This window comes from Pontimicrobium sp. MEBiC06410 (genome assembly GCF_053601615.1).
In genome coordinates, this window is sequence record NZ_JBSHNT010000162.1 from 312,632 (window position 1) to 324,221 (window position 11,590).

The window sequence follows — 11,590 nt, forward strand, 5'->3', positions numbered from 1 at the left end:
TAAAAAGGGTGGTGAAAAAACCTTTTTAACTGCTTTTTTTGATTTGCAACTATAACAGTTTTTTTACTTAATAGAGATTGAATACATGTGTTAAATTATTAATTAATCTCTGTTTTTTTTATAAAGGTTCCACGTGGAACACTTCGTGGATATTCGAGTTGTTTATTTTTATTTAGATGTAAATTGCTGTTTATTTGTGCTTGTGCAAAATCACTAAGGTTAATATAATTAAAGTCTATAGGAGAATATTATTTATAATAATTGGTGTTTTAGTAGCACTTAATAAAACGTATACTTTCTACAATGCACTAAAGGTGTTTGAGTATACACAAAAACCAGGAGTCTCAACATATAAAATAGCAAGCAAAATTGATTTCGAAAACTATAAAAACCAAGCTGATTCTAGTAATAAATTCTCTTTAAAAAAATAGACTTTAAAGTTCCTATAACCCAAAAAGTAGTATACGATTCATTGATAAATGGAAAAGCGAAAGTTATCAGTTTTATAGACAGTACTTCTATAGTAATAAAGTATAGTTCAGATATTGTTGGTTTAGATTTTATTAAACACATTAGTGATATAGATAAAGGTATTGATGAGAAAATATTTAAAGACTACTTTAACAAGCATAACATATCTACGAATTATAATTAAGTTAAACATGTTTTTAATTTCACACCCGATGATATTAAATGGTATGATTCTAATAAAGATGTTTTAGTTAGATATTCTCTAATGAGATTTAAAGAACTAATAATGGCAAAAGGATATAAAGATTATCTTAATAATTTCGAAACAGAACATATAAAGGGATTTCAATTTGGTAATCCTGAATATTCAAAAAGAGGTTTATCTTGATTTTTTTGACATAAAAGACAAACAGTACTCTATTATTTTTACAGGTAAATTTACCCAAGGATTTATCGATTATGTTTTAAAAAATATAAAAACAAATCATAAATTTGAAGTATCAAAAAATAATCGATAATAATACGTTGACAATTTATAAGTAAGAATAAAAGTTAGCGTCAGTTCGAGTGATTCCGATTATTATCGGAATTGTATCGAGAACTAATTTAGAATTATGAATTTTAGGTACTAATTTTAATTAATGCAAAAAGCATTTTAAGTTCGTGAACAAAACACAAAACACATATATTACAGTAAAAGATTATTCTGTATCAGGAGAAGACTTTCAATTAATTCATAATGCTGAATACGATTATTTAGAAACAACACCTAAACCTTCGGTTGAAGATTTACCAGGATATTATAAAAGTGAAGATTATATTTCGCACACAAATTCTAAACGTAACATTTTCGAGAAAGTCTATCATCAAGTTCGTGAGATTTCGCTAAAGAATAAATTAAAACTAATAGAGTCTTTTCAACCTAAAGACAAAACTCTTTTAGATATAGGTTGCGGAACAGGTGCTTTTTTAAAAGTGGCTAAAGATAATGGTTGGTCTATTTATGGAGTAGAACCAGATCAAGATGCAAGAGCAATTGCAAATTCAATAACAGGAAATACAATTTATAACACCAATCAACTTTCAAAATTTGAAGACCATACTTTCGATGTTATTACACTTTGGCATGTTTTAGAACACTTACCTAATTTAAAAGAACAAGTCTCACGTTTTAAAAGATTATTAAAACCAGAAGGAACTTTAGTAATAGCTGTACCTAATTATAAAAGTTACGATGCTAGCTATTATAAAAACTTTTGGGCAGCTTACGATGTGCCAAGGCACCTTTGGCATTTTTCGCAAACGGCAATAAAAAGACTCTTTCAAAAAGAGAACATGAAAGTTGTAAAAACACTACCAATGATTTTCGATGCGTTTTATGTAAGTCTGCTTTCCGAAAAATATAAAAATAAAAGGATGAATCCTTTTAACGCTTTTTTAGTTGGTTTAAGATCAAATGTAAAGGCGAAACGCTCTGGAGAGTATTCTTCACTAATTTATGTAATAAAAAACGATTAAAAATTATTTTAAATAAGTTTTATAGCGTGTTTTGTTGTTAAAAGCCATATTGCATTAGTCTTTTTTAAAAAGCGCTTAAAACGCTTTATATGAGCTTGTTTTTTATAAATAATTCTTATTAGTCTTTGTTTAAGTTATAATAAATTCTTATGATTGTTATTTCAACATATTTAGTTGCATAATAATAGTCTTATCTTTTATATTTTTGCGCCACACTAAAAAATATAAAAATGAAGAATTTAATTTTAGCAACGTTTGCACTTTTAATATTTGCATCATGTCAAGAACAAAAAATAGGATATCTTGATAGCGGAGATGTTATTAATGAATACCAAGAAAAAAAAGACATTGAAGAAAAATTTAAAGCTAAAGAAGAAGCATTTAAAAAAAGAGCAGATAGTATAGGAAAAGCTTTTCAGTTTGAAGTTCAAAAATACAATGCTGAAAAAACTAGAATGAGTGCAAAGTCTAAACAAGAACAAGAACAAGAACTAGGGCAGAAGCAGCAAATTTTGCAGCAACAAATGCAGTTCGAGCAACAACAATTACAACAACAATATAGAGCAGAAATAGATTCTGTAATTGTTAAGGTTAAAGATTTTGTTAAAGGTTATGGAAAAACAAACGGTTACGAATATATTTTAGGAACAAGTGAAGCTTTACCAAGTGTTCTTTATGGAAAAGAAGAAAATAATTTAACAAAAACAATTCTTGACGCTATAGATGCTGAATACAAAAAGAAATAGTTAGCTATATAAATAAAAATTTAACTAAAAAGAAAGCCCGCTACTTATATAGTAGCGGGCTTTGTAATTTAATCAATAGTTTAATAATCTTTTTAATTTTCCCAATATTAATTTTATTAAGCTTGATAAATCACATTTGCTATTGTAGTTCTAATAGCAAATTTGTCTTTTTCTCATATTTAATCGTGTTTCTTGAAGGGGTTCTTAACAAACGTTTTTGTTTATTCTGCTTTATTTTTTTCAAAATCATTATAAATAACATTGCAATCATTCTATCTATAAATTTTGTAATAGAAAACAAGTTTCTATTTGTTTTTTCTAACGTATAATCTGCAAGCAAAGCCTTTATATTTGCTTTGCTGCAAATTATAACCAACCAATCTAACTAATAACTTTTATCTTTTGTTAGCCGGTTTTTAAGATAATTTGCGGGCAAAGATTTAATGTTTAAAAACTACTTTGCCGCAAATTATAACTAACCAACTAATCTAACTTTTATTTCAACAGACTTAGCTTTCTATAATTTACGAGCAAAGTATTTAACTTTGCCGTAAATTATAACCAAACCAACTAAATCTAAAAAAATCTTAAATAATTTATCTTTTTTACATATTAGAAATACACTATAGTTTAAAAGATAAACAAGACTTTAATATTTTAACAAGATTACATTATAATATGTAATTGCTTTGATTATTAAACAGCTTAGAAAAGAAATACCCTAATTTTATTTTTTTTTATTTAGATTTGAAGCAGGAAAACCCCTTTTAAAAACCGTTTTATGGATAAAAAATCTGTTTGCGAAAAGAAAAATTATGAAATAATTTTTAATAATTATTCAGAATCTATGCGCAATTATATGTACTATAAATGCGGAGATTTACAGCAAGCAGAAGACTTAGTTCAAGATGCTTTTATTAAACTATGGAATAATTGCGAAAAAGTAATTTTTGAAAAAGCAAAATCATATTTATTTACATTAGCTAATAATGCCTTTTTAAATGAAGTAGCACACAAAAAAGTTGTATTAAACCATCAAAAACTAAATTTAAAGGTAAGTACTAATGAAACTCCACAGTTTATATTAGAAGAAAAAGAGTTCATGGCCAAATTAACAGGAGCTATAGATAGTTTACCTCCAAAACAGAGAGAAGTATTTTTATTAAGCAGGATTGATAAAAAAAAATATTCAGAAATAGCAGAAATAACAGGAATTTCTGTAAAAGCAGTAGAAAAAAGAATGAGCCAAGCATTGGTTATATTAAGAGAAAAAATAGGAAATGTATAAACTAAGTATACAATATAAGTAGGGTAAAATCTACATAAATTGTTTTATACATAAAAAGTAAAGAATTTTAAGATGAGAAAAGAGTCATTTGATGAAACTTTTTTAGCAAGATGGATAGCTGGTGAATTAACACCAGAAGAAACACGTGCATTTAAAGAATCGAAACATTATCTAGAATATAAAAAGATTAATAATGGTATGAATATGCTTGAAATGCCATCATATAATCATGAAGCTAATTTAGCTAAGTTATATAATACAATAGATAATAAAGCAAATACAACGAAAGTTAAAAAACTAATACCAAATTGGATATATAAAGTTGCTGCAGTACTTATTGTAGCATTGGGTATTATGTTTTTTAATAATACCAATGAGTATGAAACTAATTTTGGAGAACAAGAAGTGGTAACTTTACCAGACAACTCCAAAGTATATTTAAATGCGAATTCTATATTAGACTTTAATAAAGGTAATTGGGCTAATAATAGAGTGTTAGAGTTTAATGGAGAAGGATTTTTTGACGTAGAAAAAGGAACTAAATTCTCAGTGCAATCCAGTGAAGGATTAGTAGAAGTTTTAGGTACAGAATTTAATGTTATTTCTAGAAAAGACTATTTAGAAGTTAAATGTCACGAAGGAAAAGTAAAGGTATCTACTATAAATGATAATAACATTACTACTACTACTGTTTTAACTGTAGGAGATGCGGTTAGAGTAGTTGATAATGTAGTAGAGAAATGGAACTTTAATGAAGAAAAACCAACATGGTTAAGTGGCGAAAGCTCTTTTAAAGATACACCACTAACCCAAGTTATTAAATCATTAGAAAACCAATATAACCTTGAAGTTAACCCATCTGGAGTAGATTTAAACAAACGTTTTACAGGAAGTTTTACACATAAAGACGTTAAAATAGCTTTACAAACGGTATTCGGTCCAATGCATATCTCTTATTCTGTAGATAGCGATAATACAATTACATTAAAATAAGAAAACTTGAGTTTTTTTTGTTAATTTGCTGTTTTTATTAAATAGTTTTTAACAAATACATGAAGCTTAAGCTTATTACATTAGTATTTTTATTCACTTACTCTGTAATGATGTCTCAAACAAAGACATCATTTACATATAAGAATACTCCTGTAAAAGAAGTTATACTAGATTTAGAAAATAAATTTAATATAAAACTGTCTTTTGATTCTGAATTAATTGATAGTCAACTTGTTAACTACATTAGTGATGGCTCTACTCTAGAAGAAGTTTTAATTGTAATAGAATCTCAAACTAATTTACAATTTCAAAAAGTCTCAGACAGATATTATACCATAACGGGAGAACCTGATTATAATTTTCAAAAACCCCAAGGATTAGACGAAGTATTTATTACAGAATATTTAACCGCAGGTATAAAAAAAAGAAAAGACGGATCTATAGTTATAACACCAAAAAGCCTAGGAATTTTGCCTGGCTTAACTGAGCCAGATGTACTACAAAGTCTACAATTATTACCAGGCATAAAAAGCCCTAATGAAACCGCAACAGAATTATATGTAAGAGGTGGCACACCAGATCAAAACTTAGTACTTTGGGATGACATAAAAATATACAATTCCGGACATTTTTTTGGCTCTATTTCTGCATTTAACCCGTATATAATAAAAGATGTTAAACTATTTACAAGTGGCACAACAGCAAAGTATGGAAATAGAATATCTAGTGTTATAGATATTAGCTCTCAAAATGATATCCCTAATAAAACTAAAGGAGGTTTTGGTTTTAATATGACGCATGCAGATGTTTATGTAAAAACACCAATAAGTGAAAAACTCGGTTTAATGGTCTCTACACGACGTTCGTATACCGACTTAATAAATACATTTACTTTTCAAAATTTATCTAAAAGAGTCTTTCAAAACACTAAAATATCAGAAGGAAATACCTTCTTCGATAGTGACCCTATTAAAATAACTAAAGAATTCTTTAGATTTTCTGATGTAACAGCTAAAGTAATATACGAGCCTACAGAGCAAGATAAAGTAGTATTTAGTAGCTTATTTACCACTAATAAACTTGATTATAATTTTTTTAATGAAGCTTTCGGTGACATTTCTAAAGATAAATTAGATGTAGAAAACCAAGGGATGAGTATTAAATGGATGCATAGCTATAACCCTAATTTTTCTCAGGCTTTAAAAGCATATAAATCGTACCATGACTTAAAATATAAAGGAAGCAATATTTTTTCAGAAGGTTTCAGCGATTACTACCAAAAAGAAAATAATATAGACGATTATGGAATTGCTCTGCATAATATTTGGAGGCTTAATGATAAAAAAACTATAAATTTTGGATACGATTTTTCCAGTAGCAAAGTATACTACGCCTTTAAGTATAACACAGATGCATACGATTTAGGAGATTTAGAAGATAGATATAATTTTTCGAATACTTCAGTAAATAATATACACGCACTTTATTTAGAATATAACTACAGGAATGATGATAAATGGCTTTTTAACATTGGTCTTAGAGCTAATCAAGTTTCTTTATTAGATGAGTTTTATGTAGAGCCCAGGTTTAATTTTGAAGCAAAACTAAACACAAACTTTAAGCTAAAATTATCAGCAGAACAATTGCACCAAACTATAGTGCAAATAGAAGAATTGGTAGTTAGTAACTTTGGCTTGGAATCTGAATTATGGATCTTAGCAGAAGATAATATATCTCCATTATTAAAAAGCGAACAAGCCTCTGTAGGTGTTAATTTTAATAAAGAAGGTTGGAATTTAGATGTCGATTTTTACGTTAAAAAAATAAAAGGATTAACGTCTTTTTCTAGAGGGTTTAATATACTTCCTTTTTCTACAGGAGAAAGTGATATTAAAGGAGTCGATATTTTATTAAAGAAAAAAATAGATAATTACAGAACTTGGTTTGGCTATTCTTTTGTAAACAACAACTTTAAATTTAAAAACCTTAATAATAATGAGCCTTTTCCAGCAAACTTTCATATAACCAATCAAATCAATTGGTCGCACTCATACATATGGAACAATTTAAGTTTTTCTTTAGGCTGGAACTATAGAACAGGCGCACCGTATACTAGAGGACTTGGCTTAGATGAGGATGATAATGTTACCATAATTTACGATAAAATAAATAACGAGCGTTTACCTAGCTATCATCGTTTGGACTTCTCTACAACTTATAAGTTTAATTTTTCTCCAAAAGAAAAATGGAAAGGAAAAATAGGACTTTCTATTTTTAATATTTATAATAAAAAGAATATTTTAAGTAAAACCTACGAAGTAGGGTTTACAAGCAGTGGAAATAATGTATTACGAGAACTAGAAAAAACCTCTTTAGGCATAACACCTAACTTAATTTTTAGAGTTGAGTTTTAAACTAAACAGATTTTTTATGAAGCAAACGCGTTAGCTTTATAGATAAATCTGTGAGTATAATTTTAGAGTTACCATTACGCTCTATATGGTAAATAGCATTCTGTAACTCATTAGAAATATCTAGGATATTGTTATTATGAATAAAAGGGGCAAAGTTTTCTAACTTAAACTTTTCGGTTTTAATATCTATATAAACCAAGTCATTGGCGTTGTAATTTAATAATAAAGCTTGCCTAAAAAAGTCTAAGCAAAAGTTTAAAAATTGTTTTTGAGTTTCCCTACCAGTTTTAGCAATATCCTCGCTCCACTTAATTAAATCTAAAATAGCGCCTTTATTACCTTTAGCTTTAAAAGCAGAACGAACCCAAAAAATAAACCAAGTTTCAAACTGTAAATCTTCACTGTCTTGATATACTAAATCGCAAGCTTTGTTATAATTCCCGTTAGCCTGATGTGCAATTTTTGTAGCAACACTATCATCTAAACTATAATTTTTAATTAGAGCAGCTTTTATGTCATTCTCTGCCAAAGGAGGAAAATGTAATATCTGGCAACGAGATTTAATGGTACTAATTATTTGTTCTTCATCTTCGGCTATAAGAATAAAAATGGTTTTGTTAGGAGGTTCTTCAATAAGCTTTAAAAGTTTATTGGCAGCGGCAATATTCATTTTTTCTGCCATCCAAATAATCATAACTTTATAACCACCTTCATAAGCTTTTAAAGTTAAAGCTTTAACAATATCTACAGATTCATCAACACCAATTTGACCTTGCTTATTATCTACTCCAAGAAGTTTATACCAATCAAATAAATTACCATAAGGTTGTTTGGTTAATAATTCTCTCCATTCTTCTAAAAAATGACTAGATACAGGGTGTCGTTTTACTTTATCGTTAGTAGTAACAGGAAAAGCAAAATGTAAGTCTGGGTGAGAAATGTTTTTAAACTTTAAATTACAGGCCTCATTACCGTTAGTATTTTCTCCAGAAACATTAGAACATAAAATATACTGAGCATAAGCTATAGCCATAGGAAGAGTTCCGGAACCTTCTGGCCCAACAAATAATTGAGCATGAGGAATTCTGCCGTTATCTACGCTTTTTGTTAGATGAGTTTTTATATGGTTTTGTCCTAAAATATCACTGAATAGCATAAAGCAAATATAGTTTACAAAATAAATAAAAACTATTTTTTTAGATTGTATAAATATCATTGTTTATTTTGTGTGTAGAAAGACTTAACGGTATGCTCTTAATTACATATCTTTGAAGGTTTTAAAAAACAATAGCTATTTGGTTTAAAGTATAGAGAAGTCTCTTAAAATGAAAAACAGTATTCTAATTGTATTTTTTTTATTAGGAAATAACTTATTTTTTGCTCAAGAAAATAGGCCTACACAAGACGATTCATCTATTGAAGGTAAATCTTTTAAACAAGTAAATGAATTCTATATTTACGGAGACTCTAGGATAATAGGAAATAACATACTAAGTGTTAACAAAACCCAACCATTTAACGATGTAGAAGCTAATAATGATGATCTAGAAATGCTATATGTAGATATAGATAACGATCCAGAAACGTTTAGCTCTAGTTCTGCATTACTTAACTTGCCAGATGATTTAGAAAAAATATCTTATGCCGGTTTATACTGGAGTGCTACTTACCCTTACGATACTGGGACTAGACACAAAAATTATAATAATTTTGTTTATAAAGGGCACAACAAAAGAAAGAAGAACATAGAAAAAATAAAGTTTAAAACACCAAACGGAAAATACCAAGATATAGAAGGCGAAATTATTTACGACGGAATAAATGTGCCAACACACACTATAAACGCTCCGTATGTTTGTTATGCAGAAGTAACAGACATTCTTAAAAACATAGAAGAAGTAAAAGGAAATTATACCGTTGCTAATATAAAAGCAGCAAATGGTTTTATTTCTGGAGGAAGTGCTGGTGGATGGCTATTATATGTTATTTATAAGGCGCCAACTAAAAATGCAAAATATATAGCAACATACAATGGATTTAGTTTAGTTAATAAAAACACTGTAGATATTAAGTTTAAAAACTTTAAATCTATAGATCAAGGCTATGTAAAAACAGACCTGTTTTTATCGGCTTTAGAAGGAGATGCCTCTTTACTTTTAGATGACGTTTCTATTATAAAAAATGATAAAACGTTTTTACCTTTATTAAACGATTCTAGAAAAACATATAATTTTTTTAATAGCAGTATTACAAAATACAGCTGTATAAATACAACACGTTTACCTAGCAGCAAAAATACTTTAGGGTTCGATATAGCAAGGATTAAAATACCTAATTATAAAAAATCGATAATAAGTAATGATATAACCAGTACAACACTTAGGTTTAAAACGAAATCAGATAGATATTATTTGTTTTTTACTGCGTTTCAAACAGAAATAAGTCAAACCCCATTTAATAATAAAGTAGAAATAAAACCCCCAGTTATTGCTTCTAAACAGCCAAAACATCAAATTATATCGAGGGCTCGCATAAAGCCTAGTTTTAATGAAACCAAAACAGATAAAAGTACTTTGGATGAAAAATTATTAAAACGTAAAGATTATAATTCGGATGAGTTTAAAAATTTAGTGAACCAAAAATCAACACTTATTGCAGGATTAAAAAGTGGTTATTATGTTATAACTAATGCGTTTACAAATGCTAAAAGTGCAGGTAAATGGGAAGCCTCCTTAATAACTAAAGGATATAACCCTAAAACATTTATAGACCCTAAAAATAATAAGAGATATGTTTATGTTTTAAAAACAGAAAGCGCAAAGGAAGCATTTAAGAAGCAACAAGATATAATTCAAGATGTTCTTTATAGAGAAGCTTGGATTTTAAAAATAAATTTAGATTAATAATATACTAATACAATATAATATAATGAAGACACTTAACGACTTTAATTTTAAAAATAAAAAAGCACTAATACGAGTAGATTTTAACGTACCACTAAATGATGATTTTTTGGTTACAGATGCTACAAGAATTACATCGGCAAAACCAACTATTATAAAAATATTAGAAGATGGGGGGAGTTGTGTATTAATGTCTCATTTAGGAAGGCCTAAAGGAGTAGAAGCTAAATTCTCTTTAAAGCATATAGTTGGTAAAGTAGAAGATGTAATAGGAGTAGAAGCTAAATTTGTGTCTAATTGTGTTGGAGAAGAAGCAGAAAAGGCTGTCGCTAACTTAAAACCAGGAGAATTATTAATTCTTGAAAATCTGCGTTTTCATGAAGAAGAAAAACAAGGAGATAAAGCTTTTGCAGAACAACTATCTAAACTAGGAGATATATATGTTAACGATGCTTTTGGTACAGCACATAGAGCGCATGCATCTACAACGATAGTTGCAGAGTTTTTTCCAGAAACCAAATGTTTTGGTTACTTATTAGAACAAGAAATAAAAAGTATAGATAAAGTACTTAAAACTGGAGAAAAGCCAGTTTTAGCTATTTTAGGAGGAGCAAAAGTTTCATCTAAAATAACGATTATAGAAAATATTCTAGATAAAGTAGACCACCTTATAATTGGAGGAGGTATGACGTTTACTTTTATTAAAGCACAAGGCGGAAGCATAGGAAATTCTATTTGTGAAGATGACAAAATAGAGTTGGCCTTAGATATTTTAAAACAAGCTAAGGAAAAAAACGTACAAATACACTTACCAGTAGATGTTTTAGCAGCAGACGCCTTTAGTAACGATGCTAATACACAGGTTATGGATGTAAATGCTATACAAGAAGGATGGCAAGGTTTAGACGTAGGACCAAAATCTGTAAGCGTATTTCATGAAGTAGTTATGCAATGCAAAACAATACTTTGGAATGGACCTTTGGGAGTATTTGAATTAGAACGTTTTGCTAATGGAACAATAGAATTAGGAAATGCCATTGCAGAATCTACTAAAAAAGGAGCATTTTCATTAGTAGGAGGTGGAGACTCTGTAGCAGCCGTTAAACAATTTGGATTTGAGAAAAAAGTAAGTTACGTAAGTACAGGAGGAGGAGCTATGTTAGAAAGCTTAGAAGGTAAAACACTACCAGGTATAGCTGCTATTTTACAATAGAAAGAATTAATTATAAGATATTTTAATACGCTACGTTGTAATAT

General features: G+C 28.5%; 9 protein-coding genes. 8 read left to right on the forward strand and 1 reads right to left on the reverse strand.

Going from position 1 to position 11,590, the window contains the following annotated elements:
- The first annotated feature begins 472 nt into the window (after positions 1 to 472).
- The 6 genes from ACVC08_RS17175 to ACVC08_RS17200 all read left to right on the forward strand — a co-directional run bounded on the left by ACVC08_RS17175 (position 473) and on the right by ACVC08_RS17200 (position 7,430).
- Positions 473 to 655, forward strand: a complete 183-nt coding sequence (locus tag ACVC08_RS17175) for a hypothetical protein (RefSeq protein WP_452602972.1) — start codon at positions 473 to 475, stop codon at positions 653 to 655.
- 479 nt (positions 656 to 1,134) lie between these two features.
- Complete coding sequence (locus ACVC08_RS17180) at positions 1,135 to 1,989, forward strand: class I SAM-dependent methyltransferase (protein WP_452602973.1); 855 nt, start codon at positions 1,135 to 1,137, stop codon at positions 1,987 to 1,989.
- Between the two features lie 230 nt (positions 1,990 to 2,219).
- Complete coding sequence (locus ACVC08_RS17185) at positions 2,220 to 2,735, forward strand: OmpH family outer membrane protein (protein WP_452602974.1); 516 nt, start codon at positions 2,220 to 2,222, stop codon at positions 2,733 to 2,735.
- Between the two features lie 781 nt (positions 2,736 to 3,516).
- Positions 3,517 to 4,023, forward strand: coding sequence for an RNA polymerase sigma factor (locus tag ACVC08_RS17190; RefSeq protein ID WP_452598698.1), 507 nt, complete (start codon positions 3,517 to 3,519; stop codon positions 4,021 to 4,023).
- Positions 4,024 to 4,095: 72 nt separating this feature from the next.
- On the forward strand, positions 4,096 to 5,016 hold the full coding sequence (locus tag ACVC08_RS17195) for a FecR family protein (RefSeq protein WP_452602975.1): 921 nt from the start codon (positions 4,096 to 4,098) through the stop codon (positions 5,014 to 5,016).
- Between the two features lie 59 nt (positions 5,017 to 5,075).
- Positions 5,076 to 7,430 carry a TonB-dependent receptor domain-containing protein gene (locus tag ACVC08_RS17200; RefSeq protein ID WP_452602976.1) on the forward strand — a complete coding sequence of 785 codons (2,355 nt, stop codon included), beginning with the start codon at positions 5,076 to 5,078 and terminating at the stop codon, positions 7,428 to 7,430.
- A gap of 1 nt (position 7,431) precedes the next feature.
- On the opposite strand, the gene ACVC08_RS17205 is transcribed toward ACVC08_RS17200, so the two are convergent.
- Complete coding sequence (locus tag ACVC08_RS17205; RefSeq protein WP_452602977.1) at positions 7,432 to 8,586, reverse strand: DNA polymerase III subunit; 1,155 nt, start codon at positions 8,584 to 8,586, stop codon at positions 7,432 to 7,434.
- Between the two features lie 169 nt (positions 8,587 to 8,755).
- Here ACVC08_RS17205 and ACVC08_RS17210 point away from each other — a divergent pair, with 169 nt between their 5' ends.
- Positions 8,756 to 10,333, forward strand: coding sequence for a hypothetical protein (locus ACVC08_RS17210; RefSeq protein ID WP_452602978.1), 1,578 nt, complete (start codon positions 8,756 to 8,758; stop codon positions 10,331 to 10,333).
- A gap of 25 nt (positions 10,334 to 10,358) precedes the next feature.
- A complete protein-coding gene (locus ACVC08_RS17215; RefSeq protein ID WP_452598702.1) occupies positions 10,359 to 11,546 on the forward strand; it encodes a phosphoglycerate kinase in 1,188 nt (395 codons plus the stop codon).
- Positions 11,547 to 11,590: the final 44 nt, after the last annotated feature.

Excerpts from the sequence above, each read along its gene's own strand:
- ACVC08_RS17195 (WP_452602975.1), top strand. The coding sequence starts at position 4,096 with ATGAGAAAAGAGTCATTTGATGAAACTTTTTTAGCAAGATGGATAGCT.
- ACVC08_RS17185 (WP_452602974.1), top strand. The coding sequence starts at position 2,220 with ATGAAGAATTTAATTTTAGCAACGTTTGCACTTTTAATATTTGCATCA.
- ACVC08_RS17205 (WP_452602977.1), bottom strand. The coding sequence starts at position 8,586 with ATGCTATTCAGTGATATTTTAGGACAAAACCATATAAAAACTCATCTA.
- ACVC08_RS17190 (WP_452598698.1), top strand. The coding sequence starts at position 3,517 with ATGGATAAAAAATCTGTTTGCGAAAAGAAAAATTATGAAATAATTTTT.
- ACVC08_RS17200 (WP_452602976.1), top strand. The coding sequence starts at position 5,076 with ATGAAGCTTAAGCTTATTACATTAGTATTTTTATTCACTTACTCTGTA.
- ACVC08_RS17215 (WP_452598702.1), top strand. The coding sequence starts at position 10,359 with ATGAAGACACTTAACGACTTTAATTTTAAAAATAAAAAAGCACTAATA.
- ACVC08_RS17210 (WP_452602978.1), top strand. The coding sequence starts at position 8,756 with ATGAAAAACAGTATTCTAATTGTATTTTTTTTATTAGGAAATAACTTA.